Source organism: Nonomuraea thailandensis, assembly GCF_024172165.1.
Taxonomy (GTDB): Bacteria; Actinomycetota; Actinomycetes; order Streptosporangiales; family Streptosporangiaceae; genus Nonomuraea; species Nonomuraea thailandensis.
In genome coordinates this window covers 5,796,986-5,822,726 of the sequence record NZ_JAMZEB010000002.1, presented here as the reverse complement: position 1 = coordinate 5,822,726, position 25,741 = coordinate 5,796,986, and the positions used below count along the sequence as shown (strand labels likewise).

The 25,741-nt window shown below is 71.7% G+C and carries 19 protein-coding genes; 13 read left to right on the top strand and 6 right to left on the bottom strand.

Annotated elements, in window-relative coordinates; translation table 11 throughout:
- Positions 1-59: 59 nt before the first annotated feature.
- Together HD597_RS30205 and HD597_RS30200 are read right to left on the bottom strand one after the other, a co-directional pair.
- Positions 60-725, bottom strand: a complete 666-nt coding sequence (locus HD597_RS30205; protein WP_253746321.1) for a response regulator — start codon at positions 723-725, stop codon at positions 60-62.
- Positions 722-2,218: an ATP-binding protein gene (locus HD597_RS30200; protein ID WP_253746320.1), complete on the bottom strand. Its 1,497-nt coding sequence runs from the start codon at positions 2,216-2,218 to the stop codon at positions 722-724. The genes HD597_RS30205 and HD597_RS30200 overlap by 4 nt, the downstream gene beginning before the upstream one ends.
- 92 nt (positions 2,219-2,310) lie before the next feature.
- On the opposite strand from HD597_RS30200, the gene HD597_RS30195 reads away from it, so the two are divergent.
- A complete protein-coding gene (locus HD597_RS30195) occupies positions 2,311-3,651 on the top strand; it encodes a cation:dicarboxylate symporter family transporter (protein ID WP_253746319.1) in 1,341 nt (446 codons plus the stop codon).
- A gap of 71 nt (positions 3,652-3,722) precedes the next feature.
- On the opposite strand, the gene HD597_RS30190 is transcribed toward HD597_RS30195, so the two are convergent.
- From HD597_RS30190 to HD597_RS30180, 3 genes are all read right to left on the bottom strand, one after another.
- A complete protein-coding gene (locus tag HD597_RS30190; protein ID WP_253746318.1) occupies positions 3,723-4,541 on the bottom strand; it encodes an SAM-dependent methyltransferase in 819 nt (272 codons plus the stop codon).
- Positions 4,542-4,575: 34 nt separating this feature from the next.
- Positions 4,576-5,925 (bottom strand): sensor histidine kinase, encoded by a 1,350-nt coding sequence (locus HD597_RS30185; RefSeq protein ID WP_253746317.1) that lies wholly within the window; start codon positions 5,923-5,925, stop codon positions 4,576-4,578.
- Between the two features lie 64 nt (positions 5,926-5,989).
- Positions 5,990-7,483, bottom strand: a complete 1,494-nt coding sequence (locus tag HD597_RS30180) for a glycoside hydrolase family 13 protein (RefSeq protein ID WP_253746316.1) — start codon at positions 7,481-7,483, stop codon at positions 5,990-5,992.
- 297 nt (positions 7,484-7,780) lie between these two features.
- Here HD597_RS30180 and HD597_RS30175 point away from each other — a divergent pair, with 297 nt between their 5' ends.
- The 8 genes from HD597_RS30175 (at position 7,781) to HD597_RS30140 (ending at position 19,314) form a co-directional block, all read left to right on the top strand.
- Entirely contained in the window at positions 7,781-9,052 is a 1,272-nt protein-coding gene (locus tag HD597_RS30175; RefSeq protein WP_253746315.1) for a sugar ABC transporter substrate-binding protein, read from the top strand.
- Positions 9,053-9,056: 4 nt separating this feature from the next.
- On the top strand, positions 9,057-10,625 hold the full coding sequence (locus HD597_RS30170; RefSeq protein ID WP_253746314.1) for an ABC transporter permease subunit: 1,569 nt from the start codon (positions 9,057-9,059) through the stop codon (positions 10,623-10,625).
- Between the two features lie 2 nt (positions 10,626-10,627).
- Complete coding sequence (locus HD597_RS30165; protein WP_253759542.1) at positions 10,628-11,461, top strand: sugar ABC transporter permease; 834 nt, start codon at positions 10,628-10,630, stop codon at positions 11,459-11,461.
- 5 nt (positions 11,462-11,466) lie between these two features.
- On the top strand, positions 11,467-13,245 hold the full coding sequence (locus HD597_RS30160; protein ID WP_253746313.1) for a glycoside hydrolase family 13 protein: 1,779 nt from the start codon (positions 11,467-11,469) through the stop codon (positions 13,243-13,245).
- 58 nt (positions 13,246-13,303) lie between these two features.
- A complete protein-coding gene (locus HD597_RS30155; protein ID WP_253746312.1) occupies positions 13,304-14,557 on the top strand; it encodes a right-handed parallel beta-helix repeat-containing protein in 1,254 nt (417 codons plus the stop codon).
- A gap of 135 nt (positions 14,558-14,692) precedes the next feature.
- Positions 14,693-16,783 carry a protein kinase family protein gene (locus HD597_RS30150; protein WP_253746311.1) on the top strand — a complete coding sequence of 697 codons (2,091 nt, stop codon included), beginning with the start codon at positions 14,693-14,695 and terminating at the stop codon, positions 16,781-16,783.
- Positions 16,780-18,978 (top strand): serine/threonine-protein kinase, encoded by a 2,199-nt coding sequence (locus tag HD597_RS30145; RefSeq protein WP_253746310.1) that lies wholly within the window; start codon positions 16,780-16,782, stop codon positions 18,976-18,978. The genes HD597_RS30150 and HD597_RS30145 overlap by 4 nt, the downstream gene beginning before the upstream one ends.
- A gap of 33 nt (positions 18,979-19,011) precedes the next feature.
- Positions 19,012-19,314: a hypothetical protein gene (locus tag HD597_RS30140; RefSeq protein WP_253746309.1), complete on the top strand. Its 303-nt coding sequence runs from the start codon at positions 19,012-19,014 to the stop codon at positions 19,312-19,314.
- A 91-nt stretch (positions 19,315-19,405) separates the two neighbouring features.
- Here the strand turns inward: HD597_RS30140 and HD597_RS30135 are convergent, their stop codons facing one another.
- A complete protein-coding gene (locus tag HD597_RS30135) occupies positions 19,406-19,981 on the bottom strand; it encodes a TetR/AcrR family transcriptional regulator (protein WP_253746308.1) in 576 nt (191 codons plus the stop codon).
- A 53-nt stretch (positions 19,982-20,034) separates the two neighbouring features.
- Between HD597_RS30135 and HD597_RS30130 the strand changes: the two genes are divergently transcribed.
- From HD597_RS30130 to HD597_RS30115, 4 genes are all read left to right on the top strand, one after another.
- On the top strand, positions 20,035-23,151 hold the full coding sequence (locus HD597_RS30130) for a bifunctional cytochrome P450/NADPH--P450 reductase (RefSeq protein WP_253746307.1): 3,117 nt from the start codon (positions 20,035-20,037) through the stop codon (positions 23,149-23,151).
- A gap of 180 nt (positions 23,152-23,331) precedes the next feature.
- Positions 23,332-23,937 carry an ACT domain-containing protein gene (locus HD597_RS30125; RefSeq protein ID WP_253746306.1) on the top strand — a complete coding sequence of 202 codons (606 nt, stop codon included), beginning with the start codon at positions 23,332-23,334 and terminating at the stop codon, positions 23,935-23,937.
- Positions 23,938-24,006: 69 nt separating this feature from the next.
- Positions 24,007-24,519, top strand: a complete 513-nt coding sequence (locus HD597_RS30120) for a MaoC family dehydratase (RefSeq protein ID WP_253746305.1) — start codon at positions 24,007-24,009, stop codon at positions 24,517-24,519.
- Positions 24,520-24,529: 10 nt separating this feature from the next.
- On the top strand, positions 24,530-25,693 hold the full coding sequence (locus tag HD597_RS30115) for an acyl-CoA dehydrogenase family protein (RefSeq protein ID WP_253746304.1): 1,164 nt from the start codon (positions 24,530-24,532) through the stop codon (positions 25,691-25,693).
- Positions 25,694-25,741: the final 48 nt, after the last annotated feature.

The following is a 25,741-nucleotide window of genomic DNA, read 5'->3' as shown; positions in this document are numbered from 1 at the left end:
GTGCATCGGATTGCACCCAGAAGCTAGAGGGCCGGATTGAACGGCCAGCGTCACCACCATTAACTTTCCATGGGGATCCGGTAGAGCAACTCTGGCCGGCCCACCCCGCCGTACTGCGGGATGCGGGCCGCCACACCCACCTCGACCAGGTATTCCAGGTATCTGCGAGCCGTCACGCGAGACACTCCGATCGCATCCGCCACGGCCTGCGCGCCCATCCCTTCCGGGTGCGCGCGCAACTGCGAGGCCACGGTGTCCAGGGTGTCGCGTGCCATGCCTTTCGGCAGCTCCGAGGGACCGCGCAGGGCGCCGAGCACCCGGTCCACGTCACCCTGCCCGACCGCCAGGCCCGCCTGCTCCTTGAACCGGGCGTAACGCGACAGCTTCTCCGCCAGTGTCGCGAACGTGAACGGCTTGAGCAGGTACTGGGAGACTCCCAGCGACACCGCTGAACGGACCATGGCCAGATCGCGAGCGGAGGTGACCGCGATCACGTCGCACATGAGGCCGCCCGCCCGCACCGCGCGGCACACGTCCAGGCCGTGCATGTCGGGCAGGTACAGGTCGAGCAGGATGAGGTCCACGGGCCGCCGGCGCAGGAAGCGCAGCGCCTCCGCGCCCGACCTGGCCACGCCCGCCACCTCGAAGCCGGGCACCCGCTCGACGAAGATGCGGTTGGCCTCGGCGGTGATCTCCTCGTCCTCGACCACCAGCACGGAGATCATGACGTCGGCAGCCTCACCGTGAACGTCGAGCCCTTGGCCTCGATCGTGCCGCCCAGCCGCCGCACCGCCTGACCGACCAGGGCCAGGCCGAGCCCGCGGCCGTCGCCCTTGGTGGTCCAGCCCTTCTCGAACGCCTCCGTGCCGGTCAGCCCCGGCCCGTCGTCGGACACCCTGATCAGCACGTGCCGCTCGCCGGCGCTCAGGTGCACCTCCACCCGGGAGGCCGCGTCGATGGCGTTGTCGATCAGGTTGCCCACGATCGTGACCAGCTCGCGGGCGTCCAGGCCCAGGTCGTCCAGCTCGCTGTCCTGGGTGATCACCAGCTCGGAGCCGCGCTCGGCCGCCTCCGCGCTCTTGCCCAGCAGCAGCGCCGCCAGCACCGGCTCGCGCACCGCGCCCACCACGCGGTCGGTCAGCTCCTGCGCGGCCCGCAGCTCCGCCGTGCCCAGCGCCACCGCCTGCTCGGTACGGCCCAGCTCCACCAGCGTGATGACCGTGTGCAGCCGGTTGGCCGCCTCGTGCGCGGCCGAGCGCAGCGACTCGGCGAAGCCGCGCTCGGCGTCGAGCTGGCCGGTCAGCGCCTGCAGCTCGGTGTGGTCGCGTACGGTGACGACCGTGCCGAGCCTGCTGGCGGCGCTGTTGACGGCCAGGACCCGGTCACCGGCCAGGTGGATCCGCTCCTCGCCGGCGGTCGGCACCTCCCGCAGGCCCAGCTCCCGCACGTGACGGCCCTCGGCGTCGGCGGGCAGGCCGAGCAGCAGGCGCGCGGCGTCGTTGCACAGCGTCAGCGTGCCGTCCCTGCCGATCAGCAGCAGCCCCTCCCTGACGGCGTGCAGCACCGCGTCGTGGTGGTCGTGGATGCGGCCCAGCTCGACCGGCCCCAGGCCGTGCGTCTGGCGGCGCAGCCGTACGGTGACCAGCCAGGTGCCCGCGGCGCCCAGGCCGAGCGCCAGCGCCACGATCAGGCCGCCCCAGGCGAGCTGGCCGCGCAGCCTGGCGCTGATCCTGTCGATCGTGATCCCGGCGCTGACCAGCGCCCGCACCCTGCCGTCCGCCATGACGGGCGTCACCGCCCGCTTGGAGGCGCCCAGCGTGCCGGTGTAGGTCTCGGTGAACGTCTCGCCCCGCAGCGCCGGCTCGATGTGGCCGAGGAAGCGCCTGCCGATCTCCGCCTCGTTCGGGTGGGTGTAGCGGGTGCCGTCCGTCTTCATGATGGTGATGAAATCGACCCCCGTCGCCGCTCGCGCCCGCTGCGCGTACGGCTGCAGCCGTACGGTCGGATCCCGCTCGCCGAGGGCCTCCAGCACGTCGGGCGACGTCGCCACGGTGACCGCCACGGCCCTGGCCGTGGCGCCCGCCTCCTCCTGCAGCAGCTCGTGGGCCTGCAACAGGGCCAGCACCGCGCCCCCCGTCGCTGTGACGGCGACCACGAGCAGCTGCAGGACCAGCATCTGCCCTGCCAGGCTCCAGCGCCGCATCGGATTCCCCTCCATGTACGAAACTTACGCAATGGTGACCTGCATCACTCGTGAGGCGCATAGTCGCACATCAGAAGGTCCCTCAAGAACCGCCGGAGAACCCCCCTATGCGCGATCGCACCCGCTATCTCTACCTGGCCGTCATCGTGGCGGTCCTGCTCGGGATCCTGGTCGGCTTCATCTGGCCGGACGTGGGCAAGGAGCTCAAACCCCTCGGCACCGGCTTCGTGGCGCTGATCCAGATGGTGATCGGCCCCATCATCTTCTGCACGATCGTGCTCGGCATCGGCTCCGTACGCCAGGCAGCCCAGGTCGGCAAGGTCGGCGGGCTCGCCCTCGGCTACTTCATCGCCATGTCCACGGTCGCCCTGGTCATCGGCCTCGTCGTGGGCAACCTGATCGACCCGGGCTCGGGGCTGCAGCTCACCGACACCGCCAGGCAGGCCGCCGAGGCGGAGGCGGCCAAGGGCGCGGACGCCAGCACCGTGGACTTCCTGCTCGGCATCATCCCCGAGACGGTCGTCTCGGCGCTCACCGACGGCTCGGTGCTGCAGGCGCTGCTGGTCGCGCTGCTCGCCGGGTTCGCGCTGCAGGCCATGGGGCCCAAGGGCGCGCCGATCCTGCGCGGCGTGGAGCACTTCCAGCGGCTCGTGTTCCGCATCCTCGCCATGATCATGTGGGCGGCGCCGGTCGGCGCGTTCGGCGCGATCGCGGCCGTCGTGGGTGCCACCGGCATCGAGGCGCTCAAGAGCCTGGCGATCATCATGGTCGCCTTCTACGTGACGTGCGTGCTGTTCGTCGGCGTGGTGCTCGGCACGATCCTGTGGCTGGTCGCCCGGATCAACCTGTGGTCGCTGCTGCGTTACCTGGGCCGCGAGTTCCTGCTCATCCTGTCCACGTCCTCGTCGGAGACCGCCCTGCCGCGGCTCATCGCGAAGATGGAGCACCTGGGCGTCAGCAAGACCGTGGCCGGCATCACCGTGCCGACCGGCTACTCCTTCAACCTCGACGGCACCGCGATCTACCTGACCATGGCCACGCTGTTCATCGCCACGGCCACCGGGTCGCCGCTGGAGTTCGGGGAGCAGGTCGCGCTGCTGCTGTTCATGATGATCGCCTCGAAGGGCGCCGCCGGTGTCACCGGCGCGGGCCTGGCCACCCTGGCGGGCGGGCTGCAGGCGCACCGGCCCGAGCTGGTCGACGGGGTGGGCCTGATCGTGGGCATCGACCGCTTCATGTCCGAGGCCAGGGCACTGACCAATTTCGCCGGCAACGCCGTGGCGACCGTGCTCGTCGGCACCTGGACCGGGGAGTTCGACCGGGACCGCGCGGAGCGGGTCCTGACCGGCCAGGCGCCGTTCGACGAGGCCACGCTGCTGGACGACGACGACGCGGACGGGCAGGACGGCGAGCCGCGCGAGCCGGCCAAGGAGCTGTCCCCGGCCTGACCCGGCCCCGGGGCCCCGGTCCGCCGCCGTCTGGCGCGGCGGACCGGGGCCTCAGCGTGTGCGGGCCGGGGTCAGGGCTTGCGGCCGATCCCCGCGTACGCCATCCGCGCCATGTCCTCGTCCACGAAGACCGGGTTGAGCGGGTCATGGAACGGCCAGACCTGGTGCGCCGGCAGCCCCGTGGCCAGGCCGGGCGGGATGAGCTCGAAGTCGCCGAAGAAGGCGCGGATCTCCGTCCCCGGCCGGGGCGTGAAGTCGGCGTTGGCCTTGCGGTAGAAGTCCGTGACCTGCGCGGCCCGCTCCGAGGCCACGTCGTTGGTGACGTGCGAGACGGCCAGGTAGCTGCCGGGCGCGAGGGCGTCGCGGTAGGCGGCCATGAAACGCTGCGGCTCGTCCTGGTCGCCGATGAGATGCAGGACGAACATCATGAGCACGGCCACCGGCCGGTCGAAGTCGATCAGCCCGCGCACCCCGGGGTCGGAGAGGATCTCCTCCGGCCTGCGGCAGTCCCCCAGCACCATCGCCACCCGGTTCGGGTCGGCCAGCAGCGCCCTGCCGTGCGTGGCCACCACCGGGTCGCTGTCCACGTACACCACCCGCGCCTCGGGGGCGTGGCGCAGCGCCACCTCGTGCACGTTCTCCTGCGCCGGCAGGCCGGAGCCCAGGTCGAGGAACTGGGTGACGCCCTGCTCGCAGAGGTAGCGCACCACCCGGCCGATCAGCGCGCGGTTCTCCCTGGTCCCCTCGCGCACCTCGGGCATCACGCTCAGCACCATGTCACCGAGGTCGCGGTCGGCCTTGAAGTTGTCCTTGCCGCCGAGGAAGTAGTCGTACATCCGCGCCGCGTTGGGGATGTGGGGGTTCACGCCCTGCGGCGCCTGTTCCGTCATGCCTTCCATGATCCACGACCACGGCGAGGGAAATCTACCGATTCGCGATCGGCAGCCGCAGGACGAACCGGGCGCCGCCCCGGCAGTCGTCCACGCGGATCTCGCCGCGGTGCGCCATGGCCACGTCCCGCGCGATGGCCAGGCCCAGGCCCGTGCCGCCCGCGTCGCGGCTGCGGGCGGCGTCCAGGCGGGTGAAGCGCTCGAAGATGCGCTCGCGGTCGCACTCGGCGATCTCCATGCCGTCGTTCTCGACCGCCAGCACCGCCGTGCCCGGCTCCTGCTCGGCGACCGTGACACGGACGGTGTGCTCGGCGTGCCGCTGGGCGTTGTCCAGCAGGTTCGTCAGGACCCTGGCCAGTTGCAGCCGCACGCCCTCGACCACCACCCCGTCGGCCAGCTCCACCCGCACGGGCAGCTTGTCGCTGCGGACGGCGAGCTCCTTGCGCACCAGGTCGGCCAGGTCGATCCGCTCCCTGGCGACGTCCACCCGGGAGCCGATCCTGGCGAGCAGCAGCAGGTCCGTGATGATCGCCTCCAGCCGGTCCGTGTCGCGCAGCGCGCTGTTGACCAGCGCCCGCATGTCGGTGTCGTCCGGGTAGAGCTGGGCGCTCTCGAGCTGGGCGCGCAGGCCGGCGATGGGGGTGCGCAGCTCGTGGGAGGCGTCGGAGGCGAACTGGCGCTGCTGCTCGGCCGAGCGTTCCAGGCGGGCCAGGGTGCCGTTGACGGAGCGGGCGAGCTGGGCCACCTCGTCGTCGCCCGGCGGTTGCGTGACGCGGTGGCTGAGGTCGCCGGCGTGCACGGCGTCCAGCTCGGCCCGCATGGTCGCCACCGGCCGCAGCGCCCGGCCGGTGACCAGCCACGTGGCCCACGCGGTCAGCCCGATGAGCAGGGCGACCTCGGCGAACACGATGACTTCGAGCGTCCGGTCGGACAGCACCTCGGGCGTCCTGCGGCCGGCGTAGACGATGGGGGAGTCGGCGAACATGCTGACCCGCACCGCCGTCAGGTGCACGCATTCGGTCGGCAGGCAGCTCGTGGTGCTGATGACCCGGTTCCTGGCGGTCGGGTGCACGTCGCTGAGCGGCGGCAGGTTCCTGGCGGCGTCGCTCGTGCTCAGCAGCCGCCCGTCGGGCCCGACGACCTGGATGAGGTCCACCGGCGGGTGCGGCACCGGGATGGCGGCGCCCATGGGCAGGGCGCCGCCGCGCATCTCGTAGGCGATCCGCTCGGCCGTGTCACGGGTCTCGCTGAACACGTTGGCGTTGATCACCGACCTGGTCACCAGGACTCCGGCGATGCCCACGGGGATGAGCACGAGGGCGGCTACCGCCGTCGCGATGAGGGTGACGCGTCCGCGCAGGGACCTGGCCCACCAGGGTGCCATCCATCGAGGCTACCGAGCGTGATCTTCGACAATTGCCGCGTAACGGGAAAGGTTTCGCCAATCCCTAGCGCTGGATCCAGACCGTGGTGTCCGGCGGGATCGTGCCGTCGGCGGGCAGCGGGCCGCTGGACAGCAGCACCTCGCCGGGCAGGTCGAGCGTCACCGGCTGCTCGCCGGTGTTGAGCACCACGACCAGGCCCGGGTCGCGCTCGATGGCCAGCACGTCCTTGGGGGTGTCGAGCCACTTCAGCGTGCCGCCGCCGAGCGCCGGGTGCTGCTTGCGCAGCTTGAGCGCGGCCCGGTAGAGGTTCAGCGTGGAGCCGGGGTCGTCCTCCTGGGCCTGCGCCGACAGCGCCGCCCACCCGGCCGGGATCGGCAGCCACGGGTCGCGCCAGCCGAGGTCGCCGGTGGACGTCCAGGGCAGCGGCACGCGGCAGCCGTCGCGGCTCTCGCCGCGGCGCAGGAACGCGGGGTCCTGGCGCAGCTCGTCCGGCAGGTCGAGCACCTCGGGCAGGCCGAGCTCCTCGCCGTTGTAGAGGTAGGCCGAGCCGGGCAGGGCCAGCATGAGCAGGGTGGCCGCGCGGGCGCGGGCCAGGCTGCCGTGCCGGGTGACGTGGCGCGGCTTGTCGTGGTTGGACAGCACCCAGGTGGTGGGCGCGCCGACCAGGTCGGCCTCGCGCAGCGACTTCTCGATCACGGTACGGAACGACTTGGCGTGGAAGTCCGCCATCATGAACTCGAAGTTGAACGCCTGGTGCAGCTCGTCCGGCCCGACGTAGCGGGCCAGCCGCTCGGGCGAGGAGACCCAGGCCTCGGCGACGGCCATGCGCCCGCCCGGGTAGGAGTCGAGGATCGGCCGCCACTCGCGGTAGATGTCGTGCACGCCGTCCTGGTCGAAGTACGGCACCCGCTCGTCACCCAGCATCTCGGCCTGCGGGCCGTCCTTCTGGCCCACGTCCGGCAGCCCGTCGGCCTTGATCATGCCGTGCGCCACGTCCACGCGGAAGCCGTCCACGCCCCGGTCGAGCCAGAAGCGCAGGATGTCGCGGAACTCGGCGCGCACCTCGGGGTTGTCCCAGTTGAGGTCCGGCTGCTCGGGGGCGAACAGGTGCAGGTACCACTGCCCGTCCTCGACCTGCGTCCACGCGGGCCCGCCGAAGATGGACTCCCAGTCGTTGGGCCGGTCGCGGAAGACGTACCGGTCGCGCAGGCCGGCCTTGAACCAGGGGTGCTGGTCGGAGGAGTGGTTGGGCACCAGGTCCACGACGACCCGGATGCCCAGGCCGTGGGCTTCGGTGATGAGCGCGTCGAAGTCGGCGAGCGTGCCGAACATGGGGTCCACGTCCCGGTAGTCGGCCACGTCGTAGCCGCCGTCGGCCATGGGGGAGGTGTAGAAGGGGCTCAGCCAGATGGCGTCCACCCCGAGCCGGGAGAGGTATCCCAGGTGCTGGCGGACGCCTTCCAGGTCCCCCATGCCGTCACCGTTGGCGTCGGCGAAGCTACGCGGGTACACCTGGTACACGACGGCGTCACGCCACCAGTCGTCGTTGCCGAGCATGGCTGTCCTTCCCCCGGAAGACCCGAGATGTCGGGTGATGTTCCGGTCAACGATGTCGCGATCACCAGAGAACGGTCAAGTGCAAGTTGCGGAAAGTTGCGGACCGAGTCCTTCAGCATAGGTGTGCTCAGTCGCGAGGTCAGACGGGGTGCAGCCGATGTGGATCAGGTAACGCTCTTTCGCAAGTTCTTCCAATTCTTGCAAAGAGCCGCTAACGTCCCGGAAACGTTCGAGCTTTCATCTCCGGCGGCGGCGCCTGTGGCGCCGCCGTTCCTCCGTGACCTCAGGAGGTCCTCCATGCGCATGCGGGCACTGGGTGTGGCAGCACTCGCGACCCTGGCGTTCGCCGCGACGGCGTGCGGTAACACCCCGTCGGCCGCTCCGACGACGGAGCCGGGCGCGTCCGCCCCGGCCTCGGCGGCCGCGGGCGGCGGCACGCTCGTCATCTGGGCCGACCCCCTGCGGGTCAAGCCGCTGCAGCCCTTCGCCGAGCAGTTCGGCACCGAGAACGGCGTGACCGTCGAGGTGAAGGAGATCAGCAAGGACAACCAGATGACCTTCCTGACCGCCTCCCAGCAGGGCAGCGGCCCGGACGTCATGATCGGCGCCCACGACTGGATCGGGAACCTGGTGCAGAACGGCGCCATCGACCCGGTCACCTTCACCGAGGAGCAGAAGGCGTCCTTCTCGGCCAAGGCCATCCAGGCCGTGACGTTCGACGGCCAGATCTACGGAGCCCCGTACGCGCTGGAGAACATCGCCCTGATCCGCAACACCGACCTGGCCCCCGACGCGCCCGCCACGATCGAGGACATGATCGCCAAGGGCAAGGAGCTCAAGGAGGCCGGCAAGGTCAAGGAGGTGCTCTGCCTCCCGGTCGGCCAGAAGGGCGACGCCTTCCACGTCTACCCGATCTTCGCCTCCGGTGGGGGCGCGCTGTTCGGCGCCACCGCCGGCGGCGACCCCGACCCCAAGCAGGTGCTGCTCGGGTCCGAGGACTCCGTCAAGGCGTTCGGCAAGCTCAAGGAGCTCGGCGAGAAGGGCGACGGCGCGCTGCGCACCTCGCTGACCAACGAGAACTACATCGTCAACTTCGCCGGCGGCAAGTGCGCCTACCTCGTCTCGGGCCCGTGGGCGATCAGCGAGGTCAAGAAGGGCGGCGTCAAGTACGACATCAGCGCCGTCCCCGCCTTCAAGGACGGCAAGCCCGCCACCCCGTTCGTCGGCGTGCAGAGCTTCTTCGTCGCCTCCAAGGGCAAGAACAAGGCCCTGGCCCAGGAGTTCGTCGCCAACTACGTGACCAACAAGGACGTCGCCAAGGCGCTCTACGACGCCGACCCGCGGCCCCCGGCGCTGACCGCCGCCCTCGAGGAGGTCCAGGCGGGCGACCCCGACGCCGCCAAGTTCCTGGACGCCGGCAAGGACGGCATGCCGATGCCCGCCATCCCCGAGATGGCCGCCATCTGGGAGCCGTTCGGCATCGCCGAGAACGCCGTGGTCAGGGGCGGCGACGCGGCCAAGGCCGCCGCGGCGGCGCAGAAGGCCATCGACGGCGCGCTCAAGAACTGACGACATGGCTCTCGACGTGCGTCAGGCCGCTCCCGCCGGCGTGCGGGAGCGGCCCCGCCGGGAGATCACCACGGCGTTCGTGGTGAGCAGGATCGCGGTGCTCGCCGTGGCGGCCGCGATCCTGCTCTACGCCGCGCCGCCGCTGGCCGCCGCCGGGTCGTGGGTCGCGCTGGGGCTGCTGTGCGCCGTCAGCGCGGTCATCGCCTACCTCTACCTGACCCGGCGCTTCATCCCGGCCAAGTACCTCATCCCCGGCACCGTCTTCCTGATCGCCTTCCAGGTGTTCCCGGTCGTCTACACGCTGACCACCGCGTTCACGAACTTCGGCGACGGGCACCGCGGCGACAAGGCCGCCGCCGTCACCGCCATCGAGACCGGCTCCGTCCGGCAGGCGCCCGGCTCGCCCGAGTACACCCTGTCCGTCGCCACGCGCGGCGAGGAGCTGGTGTTCCTGCTGGTGGACCCGGCGACCAAGCAGGTCTCGCTGGGCACCGCCGACGGGCTGACCCCGCTGCGGGGCGCCCGGGTCGGCGTCACCGGCAAGGTGCTCGCGGCGCCCGGCCTGACCGTGCTCAAGGCGCCCGAGGCCGCCGCCCGCGGGCAGGAGGTCACGGCGCTGGCCGTGCCGACCGGCGACGGCGTGATCAAGGCCAACGGGCTCAGCCGCGCCGTCGAGGGCAAGGCCGCCCTGGTGTACGACGCCGCCTGCGACTGCGTACGCGGCAACGGCGACACCTGGACGGCCGACGAGAGCCAGGGATACTTCGTCAACGCCAGGGGCGAGCACCTGGCGCAGGGCTGGCAGGTCAACGTCGGCCTGGACAACTTCGCCCGCGTGCTGACGAACCCCACCATCTCCGGCTACTTCGCGGGAGTCCTGGGCTGGAACCTCGTCTTCGCCCTGGTCTCCGTGCTCGGCTGCTTCGGGCTCGGCATGGGCGTCGCCCTCGCGCTGCACCACCCGCGGATGCGCGGCACCCGGTTCTACCGGATCGTGCTGATCCTGCCGTACGCGATGCCGGCCTTCGCCATGCTGCTGGTCTGGCGCGACATGTTCAACCGCGACTTCGGCCTGATCAACCAGATCCTCGGCGCGGAGATCGACTGGCTCGGCCAGACGGGGACGGCCAGGCTCGGCGTGCTGCTCGTCAACATCTGGCTCGGCTTCCCGTACATGTTCCTCGTCACCACCGGCGCGCTGCAGGCCATCCCGCGCGAGCTGACCGAGGCCGCCTCCATCGACGGGGCCACGCCGTTCAAGGCGTTCCGCCGGGTGACGCTGCCGCTGCTGCTCGTCGCGCTGACGCCGCTGCTGATCTCGGCGTTCGCCTACAACTTCAACAACTACAACGCCATCGCGCTCACCACCGACGGCGGGCCGTTCCCCGCCGACAGCCCGCAGGTGGGCGGCACCGACCTGCTCATCACCTACACCTTCAGGCTGGCGTTCGGCGCGGGCGGCGCGCAGTTCGGCTTCGCGGCGGCGATCTCGGTGTTCATCTTCGCCATCGTGGCCGTCATCTCGGCCGTGGCGTTCCGCCGCACCCGCAGGCAGGAGGAGGTCTACGCGTGAAGATGACGCTCCGGCACGTCTTCGTGCTCGTCGTGTGCGCGTTCGCGGTGTTCCCGATCCTGTTCGTGCTCTCGGCCGCGATCAACCCGATGGGCACGCTGGCCTCCACCGAGCTGCTGCCCACGGGCGCGAGCCTGAACAACTTCGCCAACCTGCTGACCTCCGACACCTATCCCTTCGGCCGGTGGTTCTCCAACTCGGTGTTCATCGCGCTGACGTCGTCGTTCGCCAGCCTGCTGCTGTCGATGTTCGCCGCGTACGCCTTCAGCCGCATGCGCTTCGCCGGCCGCCGGGTCGGCATGATGGCGCTGCTGCTCATCCAGATGTTCCCGCAGTTCCTGGCCATCGTGACGATCTTCATGATCTTCACCGAGGTGACCGAGCTCTACCCCGCCTTCGGCTTCAACACCGTGTGGGGCCTGCTGCTGCTCTACCTCGGCGGCGCGCTCGGCGTGAACACCTGGCTGATGAAGGGCTTCCTCGACACCGTGCCCAAGGAGCTGGACGAGGCCGCGACCGTCGACGGCGCCACGCACGCCCAGATCTTCTGGCGGGTCATCATGCCGCTGGTCACGCCGATCCTCGCGGTCACCGCGCTGCTGGCGTTCATCGGCACCATGAGCGAGTTCCTCATGGCCAACGTGTTCCTGCGCGACACCGGGAGCAAGACCCTCGCGGTCGGCATGTACGGCATGATCGCCGGCGACCACCGCAACGCCAACTTCGGCATGTTCGCCGCCGCCACCCTCATTACCGCCGTTCCGACGGTCGGTGTGTTCCTCTGGTTGCAGAAGTACATCGTCTCCGGCCTGACCGCCGGAGCAGTCAAGGGATAGGTGCAGTGCTGCGATTTCTGGGGGAGCCGCATCACGACGGCTCGGCTCTGTACGTCTCCGACCAGCGGCCCCGGCTCGGCGCGCGCGTCACGCTCTGGCTGCGCGCGCCGCTGGTGGCCGGGGTCACCGCCGTGCACGTCCGCGCCGTGCACGACGGCGAGCCGCGCTACTTCGAGGCCGCGGTGGACGGGGGCAGGCAGGCGAGCGGGTACGGCAGGACCGACGTCTGGTGGCGGGCCGAGATCACCGCGGTCAACCCCGTCACCCCGTACCGCTTCCTGCTGCACACCACGGGCGGGCAGCGGTGGCTGACCGCGGCCGGGCTCGCCGCCCACGACCTGACCGACGCCGGCGACTTCCGCCTCGTCTGCCACCAGGCCCCGCCCGAGTGGATGTCGGACGCCATCGTCTACCAGATCTTCCCCGACCGTTTCGACCGCTCCCGGCCCATGCCGGAGCCGCCCGACTGGGCGCTGCCCCGCGACTGGGACCGCGACCCGGTCATCCCCAGCGGCGCCGGCACCGCCGAGCAGTTCTACGGCGGCGACCTCGACGGCGTCACCCGCCGCCTCGACCACATCCAGAGCCTCGGCGCCGACACCGTCTACCTGACGCCGATCTTCCCCGCCCGCTCCAACCACCGCTACAACGCTTCCACGTTCGAGCACGTGGACCCGCTGCTCGGCGGCGACGAGGCGTTGCACCGCCTGTCCGGCGCGCTGCACGCGCGCGGCATGCGGCTGCTCGGCGACATCACCACCAACCACACCGGCGACACGCACGAATGGTTCACCGCGGCCGTCTCCGACGTGAACGCGCCGGAACGCGAGATGTTCTACTTCGACCCGGTGACGGGCGACTACGAATCCTGGTGGGGCTTCAAGTCGCTGCCCAAGCTCAACTGGGGCAGCGACCTGGTGCGCGCCGAGATGACGGCCGTGCTCAAGAAGTGGCTCGGCCCGTTCGACGGCTGGCGCGTGGACGTGGCCAACATGACCGGCAGGCGCGGCGCCGACGACTACGCGGCCGAGGTCGCCGCCCTGCTGCGCGCCGAGCTCGGCCCCGACGCCGCCTACATCGCCGAGCACAACCACGACGCCACCCGCGATCTCGACCGCGACGGCTGGCAGGGCACCATGAACTACGGCGGCTTCACCCGCCCCGTGTGGGCCTGGCTGCGCGGCCCCGGCTGCGACCTGGAGCACTTCCTCGGCGTGCCGGGCGGCGTGCCGCACCGCGACGGCGCCGCCACGCTGGCCGCGTTCAGGTCGTTCGCCTCGCAGATGTCGTGGCGCTCGCTCGTGCACTCCTGGCAGCTCCTCGACTCGCACGACACGCCCCGCGTCCGCACCGTGACCGGCTCGCGCGAGCGCCACCTGCTCGCCGCCGGCCTTCAGGCGACGCTGCCCGGCACGCCCATGGTCTTCGCCGGCAGCGAGTACGGCCTGACCGGCGTGAACGGCGAGCACTCCCGTACCCCCATGCCCTGGAACCGGCCCGCCGACCAGGACCTCCAGACGCTGGCGGGCTACCGCGACCTGTTCGGGCTGCGCCGGGCCGAGCCCGCCCTGCGCCACGGCGGCCTGCGCTGGCTGCACGCCGACGCGGACTGCCTGGTGTTCGCGCGCGAGACGTACGACGAGACGATCCTCGTGTCCGCGCGCCGCGCGCCCGGCGAGCCGCTCGCCATCGGCACGCACGCGACAGGCCTCCACAACGCCGAGGACGGCGACGTGATCCCGGGTGAGGGACCTTCGCTGCGTGTGTGGCGCCTCACACGCTGATGACGCTACGGTGGCCTCTGCCGACTCTCCCGTCCCAACTAGATAGTGGTGTGCTCGTATGAGGTTGCTGTCCGTGGCCGTGCTGGCCTCGCTCCTGCCTGTCGTACCGTCCACGGCCTTCGCGGCCACTGCGGGCACCACCTACTACGTGGACTCCCGCGGCGGTGACGACGCCGCCGACGGCACCACCGCCGCCACCGCGTGGAAGTCGCTGGAGAAGGTCGCCGCCGCCGAGCTCAAGCCGGGCGACACCGTCGCCTTCAAGCGCGGCGGCAGCTTCACCGGGCCGCTCAAGCTGGAGGCGAACGGCACGGCCGCCCAGCCCATCACCGTCAAGGCGTACGGCAGCGGCCCGCTCGCCAAGATCAGCGGCACCGACGACGACTGCGTGGTCGTCAACGGCGACCACTGGAAGATCAGCGGCCTGCGCGCGTCCAACTGCCGCTGGGCCGGCTTCGAGCTCGGCGGCGACTCCAACGAGCTGAGCCGGGTCGAGGCCGACCGCAACATCGCCGGCGTCTTCGTCACGCCCACCGGCTCGCGCAACACCATCCGCGACAGCGTCCTGACCGACAACAACCGGATGAGCGTCAACGACGACGGCGGCGACAACGACTCCGGAGCCTTCGGCGTGCTCCTCAACGGCGACGACAACGTGGTGACCGGCAACACCATCACCGGCAGCTTCGCCAAGAGCGCCGACTACGGCACCGACGGGGCCGCCGTCGAGATCTTCAACGGCGACCGCAACAAGGTCACCCACAACATCTCCAGGAACAACGAGACGTTCACCGAGCTCGGCGCCCAGAAGGGCAAGACCGCCGGCGGCAACCTCTTCGCCTTCAACGTCGTCACCTCCTCCCGCAGCCGCGGCTCCTTCCTCATCACCCGCGGCTCCCGCCACATCGTCGGCCCCGTCAAGGGCACGATCGCCGTGCACAACTCCGTGTACCTGCCGGCCAAGGACACCATCGGCTGGTCCTGCCACGACGGCTGCTCCCCGTCGATCCTGAAGCTGCGCAACAACGTGATCGCGGTCGGCGGGGAGGCCGGCTGGGAGGACGGGGCCGGGGCCGACGAGGCCGGCAGCGTCTACCAGGGGCGGACGGCCACGTTCAAGCTGGGGCCCAAGTCGGTGGTGGCCGATCCCAAGTTCGCCTCCAGGACCGACCTGCGGCTGCGGGCGGGGTCCCCGGCGCTGGGCCGCGGGGTGGCGCTGACGGCGAAGTGGTACGGCGGCAAGGCCTTCGGCAAGGACGTCAAGGGCAAGGCCCTGTCGGGCCCGCTGGACGCCGGGGCCTACCAGCAGTAACCCCTGGCCAGGAGGAGCCCCGGGGCGGCGCGCCTCCGGCCGCTCTGGACCGTTCCGGCGCCTGCCGTTGCGAGGCGCCGCCACCATGATTGATCATTTATGGGTGGACGGGCGAGGGGGGCGCGGGACATGCCGGTGATCCAGCCACTGCGTGCGGGAGATCCTTCCGAGATCGGGTCATATCGGCTCGCGGGAAGGCTGGGCGCGAGCACCTACGTCAGCGAGCCGGACGACGGTGAGCGGGTGGTCGTCAGGGTCCTGCCCGCGGACGTCGATCCCGGGAGCTTCCTGGAGGCCGTCGAGCCGCTCCAGGACGTCTCGGCCTTCTGCACGGCGCAGGTCCTCGGCTCCGGCACGCTGGAGGACGGGCGGCCGTTCGTCGTCAGCGAGCACATCGACGGGCCGACGTTGCGGGAGGCCGTCGCCGCGGGGCAGCGGCTGCGCGACGCGGCGTTGCACCGGTTCGCGGTGGGGACGGTGACCGCCCTGGTCGCCCTGCACCAGCTCGGGTGGGCGCACGGCGAGCTGGGGCCGGACACGGTGGTGCTCGGGCCGGACGGTCCCCGGGTGATCGGGTTCGGGCCGGCGCGGGCGATGGCGTCCACCGGCGAGGCCACGACCCGCACGGTGGACGTTCCCGCCTTCACCGCTCCGGAGCGGTTACAGGGAGGGGTGGCGGGGCCGGCCGCTGACCTGTTCTCGTGGGCGGCGACGGTCGCGTACGCGTCGTCCGGGCGTTCGCCCTTCGACGGCGGCTCGATGGCCGGGACGGTGAACCGCGTCGCCAACGCCGCGCCGGAGCTGCCGGAGCTCGGTGACCTGCGGGAGCTGGTGCTGGCCTGCCTGGACAAGGATCCGGCGCGGCGTCCGTCCGCGAGCGACGCGCTGTTGCGCCTGGTCGGAGAGACGAGCTTCCTGACCGGTACGGTGCCCGCCGCCGTCCCGGGAGGCGCGCCCGGAGGTGAGGCGGGCGCGGCGGAGCAGGCGGACGGTGGGGCGCCGGAGCCGGTCGCGCCGCCGGTCGCGGCGCCCGGGCGGCGCAGGAGCACGGCACTGGTCGCGGTGGCGGCGTTCGTCGCGGGAGCCGTGTTGTCGGGCGGCGGCGTGTACGCGCTCACGGGCCGGAGCGCGACACCCTCCCGCCCGCCTGCCGCCCTGCACTCCGCCCTCTCGCCCTCCACCACCCTGCCCTCCACCCCCCTGCCCTCCACCACCCTGCCTGCCACCGCGCCGCCGACGCAGGCCACAGGGGCGGTGCCGACGCAGGTGGCCGAGGCGGTGATCACGGCGGCGCCCCGGATCACGGCCGGTGCGACGGCCGCGCCCGTGCCGTCCGTAGCCAAGAAGGCCGACAAGAAGGTCAAGCTGCCGGACCTCGGCGCCACCCTCCACGAGCACACCTCCGACGCGGTCCGCCTGGCCGCGTACCTGCAGACCAAGGAGCCGTTCAGCGCCTTCGCCCGCGACACCACGGGAGCGTTCAAGCAGGTCGGCTTCGGCGAGGAGCCCGCGGTCTCCCCGGACGGCGCCTGGGTCGTCCTGAACCCGTGGCTGAAGTTCCAGGACTCCGACCTGGACCAGGTCAGGTTCGTCAACCTCAGGACGGGCGAGCGGTTCACGGTCGCCACGGTGAAGAAGCCGCGGCAGACGTGGTTCCCGGTGTGGTCCCGCGACAGCAGGCGGGTGGTGCTGTCGGTCACCGACGAGAAGCGGACCAAGATCAGCGGCTTCGCGCTGGTGGACCTGACCGCCAGGACCGCCAAGGTGGTGGAGGCGGAGTACTCCGACGACATCAGCCTCGCCTTCACCTTCACCCCGGACGGCGGGCTGGCACGCGGCTACCACGACGGCGACACCAACGGCATCGACTTCTACAACGACGCCGGCCAGGTGACCCGGAGCATGCACTGGGTGGGCAAGCCGCGCAACCGCGACTGGTTCTCCCCCTCGGGCAGGCTCTTCTACACCGTCTGCCCCAAGGGCGGGGAGCTGTGCGTGTGGAACGCCGAGACGGGCGTGCGGGTGGCCACGGTCCCGGGGATCAGCCCCGACGCCAACCTGCTCGGCTGGTTCGACGAGGCCCACCTGCTCCTCCAGCAGCCGGACAAGAAGAACGACAAGCGTGCCGAGGTGCGCATCCTGGACCTGGCCGGCGACGTGTCGCGCGTCCTCGCTGACGTCAACCCGCTCAACGGCGCCCTGAACTGGGCGCCCGTGGCGCGGTGACGGCCACCCCGCTGGTCGCCGGTGACCCCGCCGAGGTGGCCTCGTACCGCATCCTGGGCCGGCTCGGCGAAGGCGGCCAGGGCGTGGTGTACCTGGGGGAGTCACCGCAGGGCGAGAAGGTCGCGGTCAAGGTGCTCCGATACGGCCCGGCCGCGGACGGCGGGGCGGGCGGCGGGGCGGACGAAGGGATGGATTTCGCCCGGGAGATCGAGCTGACCCGCCGCGTGAAGGCGTTCTGCACCGCGAACGTGCTGGCGACCGGTGACCTGGACGGGCTGCCGTACATCGTCAGCGAGTACGTGGACGGCCCGTCGCTGGCCCAGGTGATCGCCCAGCGCGGGCCGCTGCGCGGCGCGGAGCTGCGCCGGCTGGCGATCGGCACGCTGACCGCGCTGACGGCGATCCACCAGGCGGGGGTGGTGCACCGCGACCTCAAGCCGGGCAACGTGCTGCTCGGCCGGGACGGCCCGCGGGTGATCGACTTCGGGATCGCGCGCGGGCTGGACGCGGGCGAGCGCACGGCCGCCGAGCTCGTGGGGACGCCGCCGTACATGGCGCCTGAGCAGTTCTCGGGGGCGGGCTCGGGCCCGGCGGCCGACCTGTTCGCGTGGGCGTGCACGATCGTGGCCGCGGGCACGGGCCGGCCGCCGTTCGGCTCCGCCCACCTCCCGGTGGTGATCAACCGCATCCTCACGGCGGAGCCCGAGGTGGGCGAGCTCCAGGGCGATCTGCGGGAGCTGGTGCTGCGCTGCCTGGCCAAGGAACCCGCCGAGCGCCCGGCGGCCTCGCGCGCGCTGCTGACCCTGCTCGGACATCCCGTGCCGCCCCGGCGCCTGCTCGCGGCCGGCCGGCGATCCGCGTCCCCACCGGAACCGCGGCCCGCGCCCGGCCCTGTGCCCGAGCCGCAGCCCATGCCCGGCCAGGGGTCCGAGTCGCGGCTCGCGGCCGGGCGGGCGTCCGGGGTGTCGTCCGGACCGCGGCCCGGGGCCGGGCCGGGGTCCGGCGCACCGGCCGGGTCGCAGCCCGGCGGGCCTGAGGTGCGGGCAGCCCGCCGCCAGCACCACCAGCGGCGGATCCGGTACGCGGCCGCCGGTGCGGCGCTGGTGGTGCTGGCGGCGGGCGGCGCGGCGCACGTCCTGACGCGGACGCCCGGCGAGCAGGCCGCCCAGGCGGTCACGCCCTCGCCCGAGCGCTCGGCACCCCCGCCGGAGCGCTCGCCGGCCTCGCCCGAGGGCTCGTCGCCCTGGCCCGGGGGCTCGTCGCCCTCGACCGAGCGCTCGCCGTACACGCTCGCGAAGCCGATGCGGACCTCCTCGACGGCGACCGTCCGTCTCCCCGACTGGTCGATCACGGTGCACGACAACCCGGACGACCCCCTGTGGGTGTCATCGGTCTTCGGCGTGACGGACGACGCGGCGACGGGCCACCCGGCGTACGTCCGTGACCCCGCCTCGGGAGCGTTCACCTTCTTCGGCAACTTCCAGACGCCGGTGGTCTCCCCAGGCGGCCGATACGTCGCCGCCCTGGGCCTGGGGACCCTGGCCCGCACCGACTTCAACGTGCTGCGCCTGGTGACCCGCCGCACCGGTGAGGACGTCCAGATCCGCACCTCCGACAAGCCCGGCGACACCACCGACCTGCGCTGGAGCGACGACGAACGCCTGCTCCTGACCGTCCACGAGGGCACGGGGAAGGACCGGCGCGCCACCGGCTTCGTCGTGGTGGACCCGGTCACGCGGGCCGTCACCGCCCGCGACGTCCCCGGCGGCGGCGCCGGCCCGTACGTCTGGGGTCCGGGCGACAGCGTGCTGCACCAGGGCCGGGACGGCACGATCCGCCTGCACGACCTGAAGGGCGCCGAGCTGCGCTCGTTCACCGGAGCGGGGGAGCTCCTCGCCGCCAACGCGGTGACCGGCCCGAGGTACGGCACGGTGTTCAGCACCCGGTGCCCGCCGCCGGGGCGCGACCTGTGCCTGTGGGACGCCGCCACCGGCCGGCGCGCGGCCGAGGTGCCGCTCGGCGACGGCCACGAGTTCCAGGGCTGGCTGGACGGCGAGCACTACCTCGCCACCGCCTCCGGCGGCGGACGCACCAGGTTCGTCATGGCGGACCTGCGGGGCAAGGCGGTGCGCACCCTCGCCGAAGGCCCGGCGAAGGAGCTGGACAGGGTGACGGTCTCGCTGACCGTTCGATGACGGTCTCCGACCGGCCGGGGCTAGAGTGGCGGCGTGGTCCCAGATCTTCGCCAGCCGCTGGTGCGGCAGCTCGCCGAGTCCGACACGCCCCGCCACTACTGGCACCTGGGCGACGAGGACGGTCGGGCGTGGCTGTTCGAGAGCGTCGAGGGTGACGAGCGCGAGCAGTGGGCCGTGCGGCAGGTCGAGGTGGGCGCCGACCGGGGCGCCCGCCGCTACTGGTGGCGGCATCTGCAGGACGAGTACGGCTTCCTGACCGACCAGCCGCTGGAGGTGTGGGAGCTGACCGAGATCACCCCGGAGGCGTTCGAGGCGGTCTGGGAGGCGGCGGGCTGAGACCCGTCACGCTCAGCCGCACCGCCCAGCCACACCAGGTCAGCCGCACCGCCCAGCCGCACCGCCCAGCCGCACCGCTCAGCCTGAGCGCTCAGGCGGACCGTTCAGATGGCCCCGACAGCCCGGCCAGCCCGCCGATGATCAGCCTGATGGCCGTGTCGAAGCCGCGCTCGACCTCGTCGGCCGGCAGGTGCCCCGTCGTCTCGGCGATGACGAAGCCCGTGACGAAGGCGTGCAGCACGTCGCTCGTCCGCCGCAGCTCCGGCTCCGGCACCCCGGCCAGGCGCAGGATGCGGTAGAGCGTCTGCCAGATGACCAGCCCCCGGTCCGCGATGATCTCGGGGTGGTTGTGCAGGTGCTGCCACATGGCCGGATGCTCCAGCGCGTTGCGGTGGTAGGCCAGGGCCAGCGCCCGGAGCTGGTCCTGCCAGGGTGAGCCGTCGTCCGGCGGCAGCTCCATGCGCTGCGCGGCCGTCGAGCAGATCAGCCTGATCAGCGCGTCCTTGTTGTCCACGTGGTGGTACAGCGACATGGGGTTGACGTCCAGCTCGGCCGCCAGCTTGCGCATGGACAACCCTTCCACGCCGCCCTGGTCCATCAGACGCAGGGCGGTGGAGCTGATCTCTTCGAGAGTCAGGGGTGCGCCCCTGCGCGCGCTCACTGCCATACACCGTATGGTAGCTTCAGCCATACGGTGTATGGCTATGGAAGGGAGCACTCATGGCTCGGATCCCCGCCCCCGCGGGCCTGCCCCTCGTGGGCAACACGCTGCAGGTCCCCTCGCACGCGCCGGTGGAGCACTTCGTCAAGGTCGCCTCGCAGTACGACGAGGGCATCTTCCAGCTCGAGATCGCCGGTCGCAGGGTCGTCCTCGTCTACGACCCCGACCTGGTCGCCGAGGTGTGCGACGAGAGCAGGTTCGTCAAGCGGATCAGGCCGCCGCTGTCGATCGTGCGCGACTTCGGCGGTGACGGCCTGTTCACGGCCGATCATGACGAGCCGGTGTGGGGTCACGCGCACCGCATCCTGATGCCGGCCTTCAGCCAGCGCTCGATGAAGGCGTACTATCCGCAGTTCCTGGAGGTCGCCGAGCAGCTCGTCGCGTCGTGGGCAGCCCGCCAGGGGGAGGACCTGCCCGTCGCCGACGACATGACCAGGCTGACCCTCGACACGATCTCGCTGACCGGGTTCGGCTACCGGTTCAACTCCTTCGACTCGCCGCGGCTGCACCCGTTCCTGGAGGCCATGGGCGGGGCGCTGACCGAGGCCATGCACCGCAACCAGCAGCTCCCGTTCGTGACCAGGCTCAAGAAGCGGAACGAGGAGAGCTACCGGCGCGACATCGCCACCATGCAGGAGCTGGTGGACGAGGTGATCAGGCAGCGCCGCGCCGAGGGCGGCAACGGGGCCGCCAAGGACCTGCTCGGGCTGATGCTGGAGGCGTCCGACCCGCAGACGGGCGCCCGCCTGTCCGACGAGAACATTCGCAACCAGGTCCTCACCTTCCTGATCGCCGGCCACGAGACCACCAGCGGCCTGCTCTCCTTCGCGCTGTACAACCTGCTGCGCGAGCCGCACGTGCTGGCCCGCGCGTACGAGGAGGTGGACCGGCTGCTGCCGGGCGACGAGCCGCCGGCGTACGAGACGATCATGAAGCTGGACGTCATCCCCCGCGTCCTGGAGGAGACGCTGCGGATCTGGTCGCCGATCCCCGCCTTCAGCGTGGCCGCCGAGCGCGACACCATGATCGGCCCCTACCTCATCCCCAGGGGCCAGGGCGTCGGCGTGCTGCTTCCGCCGCTGCACCGCAGCCCCAAGGCGTGGGAGCGGCCGGACGAGTTCGACATCGACCGCTGGCTGCCGGAGAACAAGCAGAGCCACCACCCCGCCGCGTACAAGCCGTTCGGCAACGGCGAGCGAGCCTGCATCGGCCGCCAGTTCGCGCTCACGGAGGCCAGGCTGGCGCTGGCGATGATCCTGCGGCGCTTCGCCCTGTCCGACCCGAACGTCTACCGCATGAAGACGAAGCAGACGCTGACGCTGAAGCCCGACGGGTTCACGCTCAGGGTCCGCGAGCGGCGCGCGCACGAGCGGGCCGTGCCGGCCGCGCTGCCGGAGCGGGAGAGCGAGCAGCACGACATCGCGGTGACCGGCGTGCCGCTCACCGTCGCCTACGGCTCCAACCTCGGCACCAGCGCCGACATCGCCGAGCGGCTGGCCGAGCGGGCCGGGCGGGCCGGGTTCGCCACGACACTGACCACGCTGGACGAACTGGCGCCGCCCGCCGAGGGGCTGCTGATCGTGGTGGCCTCCTCCTACAACGGCAAGGCGCCCGACAACGCGCAGATCTTCGACGCCCTGGAGGCGCTGCCCGACCTGTCCGGGGTGCGGCTGGCCGTGCTGGGCTGCGGCAACACGCAGTGGCCCACGTACCAGGACTTCCCGCGGCGCGCGTACGAGAAGCTGACGGCGGCGGGGGCCGTCCCGCTCATCGAGCGGGGCGAGGCCGACACGGACGGCGACTTCGACGGCGACGTGTCGGCGTGGACGGCGCGCCTGTGGGCGGCGCTGGCCGAGGAGTACAGCGCCGACGCCGGCGCGGCGGGGCCCCGCTACGAGATGGACGTGCTCAGCGAGGCCGAGGTCAGGCCGTCGGTGGTGTCGGAGCGGGCCTTCCCGCTCACCGTCATCTCGAACGAGGAGCTCACCGGCGACCCCGAAGGGCTCTGGGACTTCTCGGCCGAGGCGCCGCGCCCCGGCGTGCGCTCCATCGTGGCCAGGCTGCCCGAAGGGGTGACGTACTCGGCGGGCGACCACGTGGCCGTCTTCGCCAAGAACGACCCCGAGCTGGTGGAGTGGGCGCTGCGCTGCCTGCGCGTCCCCCGCGAGCAGGTCGTACGGCTGCGCGCCGCCGGCGCGACCCACCTGCCCGTGGACACGCCCGTCACCGCCGGGCTGCTGCTGACCGAGTTCGCCGAGCTGCAGGAGGTGGCAACCCGCGCCGACCTGGAGGCGCTGGCCGCGCACACCGCCTGCCCGTGGACCAAGGGGCAGCTCGCCGAGCTGACCGCGGGCTACGCCGACGAGATCCTCGCCAAGCGGGTCTCCCCGCTGGCGCTGCTGGAGCGCTTCCCGGCGATCGAGCTGCCGCTGCCGGTGTTCCTGGAGATGGCCGGGCCGATCAAGCCGCGCTACTACTCCGTCTCCTCCTCGCCGCTGGCCGATCCGGGCGTGGTCCGGCTCACCGTCGGGCTGGTGGAGGGCCCCGCCTGGTCCGGCGCCGGCACCTACCAGGGCATGTGCTCGGCGTACCTGGCGGGGCTGGAGGAGGGCGAGGTGTTCTACGGCTACGTCCGGGTGCCCGCGCCGCCGTTCCGGCTGCCGGACGACCCGGCCACGCCGGTGATCCTCGTCGGCCCCGGCACCGGGTTCGCGCCGCTACGCGGCTTCCTGGAGGAGCGGGCGCTGGGCGGGGCGACGGGGCGCGCCGAGGTGTTCACCGGGTGCCGCCATCCCGAGCACGACCTGCTGTACGCCGACGAGCTGGCCTCCTGGGAGCTGGCCGATGAGGTGAGCGTGCACCGGGCGTACTCGGCCGTGGCGGGGCATCCGTACCGGTTCGTGCAGGATGCCGTGGCGGCGCGCGCGGACGAGGTGTGGGAGCTGCTGGAACAGGGCGCTCACGTGTACGTCTGCGGTGACGGGCTGCGGATGGCGCCCGCCGTACGGCAGGCCCTGCTGGACATCCACCGGAGCAGGACCGGTGGCGAGGACGGCGCCGCGTGGCTGGCCGGGCTGGAGGCGGGCGGGCGTTACCAGCAGGACGTGTTCGCCTGACCCGCGGGCCGCCGACCCGCGTGGCACAGGATGCCGGGCGGAAAACCTCAACTTCCCTTTATCGACAATCCGGACTTAACACTGCATCTTGGGATATAACCGCAGCATGCGCGACATATCCGTGGAACATGCTCGAAACCTTTCCACGGCACTGTGAGAGCTCCTGGAAAGGGGGCGGAAATGCTGCTGCGACTGAGGGTGTCGTTGCCCGACCGGCCGGGTGGGCTCGGCCAGGTCGCCAAGGCGCTGGGCGCGCTGGGAGCGGACATCCTGCAGGTCACCGTGCTCGAACGCGAGGCCGGCCGCGCCGTGGACGACTTCACCGTCTCCTGGCCGGGGCCGGTGACCGCCGCCGAGGCGCGGGAGCGGCTGTCCGCCATGCCCGGCGTCCGGGTGGAAGGCGTGTGGGCCACCAAGGAGGTGCCGGGCTCGGCCCCCGACTACGACCTGCTCATGCACGTGGCCGCCGAGCCCGCCAGAGGTTTCGCCACCCTCGTGGACGCCCTGCCCGCCCTGTGCGGCGCGGAGTGGTCGGTGGCGGTGGCCGACGGAGCCGTGCGGCACGCCTCGCTGGCCGCGCCCGCCGAGTTCGAGCTGCCGGAGTCGCCGCCGCGGGCCATCTGCGTGGACGCCAAGGAGGTGCGGCTGATGTTGCTGCCCGTGCTCACGGCCGGGCTGCACGTGGTGGTGGCGCGGGCGGAGGGGCCGGTGTTCCACCGCGCCGAGGTCGAGCGGGCCGCCCGCATCGTGGACGTGGTCTCGAAGCTGGCGGCACGCGCCTCCTGACATGATTGACCGAACAATCATCTGGTCACTAACGTGGGCCTCCTGATCGCGTAGCAACAGGAGCAGCCCGTGACCGTGCACGAGCCCGCCATCGGCCGCTACTACGAGGACTTCACCGTCGGCGACGTCTACCAGCACCCCATGGGCCGCACGATCAGCGAGGCGGACAACACCTGGTTCACGCTCCTGACCATGAACACGAACCAGAACCACTTCAACGCCCACCTGGCCGCGAAGTCGCCCACCGGCAAGATCATCGTCAACTCCGGGCTGAGCGTGGCCATCGTGCTCGGCCTGTCCGTCATCGACGTCAGCCAGACCGCGATCATGAACCTGGGCTGGGAGGAGATCAAGCTCACCCACCCGGTGTTCGTGGGCGACACGCTGTACGCCGAGTCCAAGGTGACCGCGAAACGGGAGTCGAAGTCCCGCCCGTACGCCGGCATCGTCACCTGCTACACCCGCGGGCTCAACCAGGACGGCGACGAGATCATGTCCTGGACGCGGACCGTCATGGTCTACCGGCGCGACGCCCCGCACGACAAGGGTTACTTCCCCCAGGCCAGCACCGGCCCGCTCTGAGGAGAGCCACATGGACTTCGAGCTGACCGACGAGCAGAAGGCGTTCCGCGAGACCCTGCGCGCGTTCGTGGACAAGGAGATCGTGCCGGTCGCCACCGAGTGGGAGCACTCCGGGCGCTACCCGGCCGAGATCGTCGAGAAGATGAAGCAGATGGGGCTGTTCGGGCTGTCCGTGCCCGAGGAGTACGGCGGCATGGCGGCCGACATGGTGTCGTTCGCGCTGGTCTTCGAGGAGATCGCGCGCGGCTGGATGGGCGTGGCGGGCACCATCGGCTCCCACTCGCTGGCCTGCTGGATGATCTCCCGGCACGGCACCGAGGAGCAGAAGCGGCTGCACCTGCCCGACCTGGCCACCGGCGCGCGCCGTACCGCGATCGCGCTGACCGAGCCCGGCGCGGGCACCGATCTGCAGGGCATCCAGACCCGCGCCGTCCGCGACGGCGACCACTACGTCGTGACCGGCACCAAGACGTGGATCACCAACGCCCGCCACGCCGACCCGCTGCCCGTCCTCGTCAAGACCTCGATCGCCGAGCCCGCCCACAAGGGCATGTCGGTACTGCTGGTGGACCCGTCGTCGCCCGGCTTCGGCGTCAGCCGCGACCTGCCCAAGCTCGGCTACAAGGGCACCGAGACGTGCGAGGTGGTGCTCGACGAGGTGCGCGTGCCGGTCTCCTGCCTGCTCGGCGGCGTCGAGGGGCGCGGCATGCAGCAGGTGCTCGGCGGGCTGGAGCTGGGTCGCGTCAACATCGCCGCCCGGGCCGTCGGCGTCGCCCAGGCCGCCTACGACGCCGCGCTCGGCTACGCCCGCGAGCGCACCGCCTTCGGCCAGCCGATCGCCGACTTCCAGGCCGTCCAGCTCAAGCTCGCCGACATGGCCACGGAGATCCAGGCCGCGCGGCTGCTCACGTACTGGGCCGCGTCCCAGGCCGACGGGGGCAGGCGGGTGGACATGGAGGCGGGCATGGCCAAGTACTTCGCCTCGGAGGTGGCGCTCAAGGCGTCGCTGGAGTCGATGCGCATCCACGGTGGGTACGGGTACTCGCAGGAGTACGTGGTCGAGCGCCTCTACCGGGACGCGCCGCTGATGGCGATCGGCGAGGGCACCAACGACGTGCAGCGGATGGTCATCGCCCGCGCGCTCGTCTCGGGGAAGGGCAAGGTCGGCTGGTAGGCGGCCGAGCGCGACTCCTTATCCTGACGAAAGGGACGAAGGGCGCAA

Coding starts and splice junctions, on each gene's coding strand:
- HD597_RS30185 (WP_253746317.1), bottom strand. CDS start 5,925: ATGGCACCCTGGTGGGCCAGGTCCCTGCGCGGACGCGTCACCCTCATC.
- HD597_RS30165 (WP_253759542.1), top strand. CDS start 10,628: ATGACGCTCCGGCACGTCTTCGTGCTCGTCGTGTGCGCGTTCGCGGTG.
- HD597_RS30195 (WP_253746319.1), top strand. CDS start 2,311: ATGCGCGATCGCACCCGCTATCTCTACCTGGCCGTCATCGTGGCGGTC.
- HD597_RS30135 (WP_253746308.1), bottom strand. CDS start 19,981: ATGGCAGTGAGCGCGCGCAGGGGCGCACCCCTGACTCTCGAAGAGATC.
- HD597_RS30200 (WP_253746320.1), bottom strand. CDS start 2,218: ATGGAGGGGAATCCGATGCGGCGCTGGAGCCTGGCAGGGCAGATGCTG.
- HD597_RS30205 (WP_253746321.1), bottom strand. CDS start 725: ATGATCTCCGTGCTGGTGGTCGAGGACGAGGAGATCACCGCCGAGGCC.
- HD597_RS30175 (WP_253746315.1), top strand. CDS start 7,781: ATGCGCATGCGGGCACTGGGTGTGGCAGCACTCGCGACCCTGGCGTTC.
- HD597_RS30130 (WP_253746307.1), top strand. CDS start 20,035: ATGGCTCGGATCCCCGCCCCCGCGGGCCTGCCCCTCGTGGGCAACACG.
- HD597_RS30170 (WP_253746314.1), top strand. CDS start 9,057: ATGGCTCTCGACGTGCGTCAGGCCGCTCCCGCCGGCGTGCGGGAGCGG.
- HD597_RS30125 (WP_253746306.1), top strand. CDS start 23,332: ATGCTGCTGCGACTGAGGGTGTCGTTGCCCGACCGGCCGGGTGGGCTC.
- HD597_RS30180 (WP_253746316.1), bottom strand. CDS start 7,483: ATGCTCGGCAACGACGACTGGTGGCGTGACGCCGTCGTGTACCAGGTG.
- HD597_RS30115 (WP_253746304.1), top strand. CDS start 24,530: ATGGACTTCGAGCTGACCGACGAGCAGAAGGCGTTCCGCGAGACCCTG.
- HD597_RS30190 (WP_253746318.1), bottom strand. CDS start 4,541: ATGACGGAACAGGCGCCGCAGGGCGTGAACCCCCACATCCCCAACGCG.
- HD597_RS30155 (WP_253746312.1), top strand. CDS start 13,304: ATGAGGTTGCTGTCCGTGGCCGTGCTGGCCTCGCTCCTGCCTGTCGTA.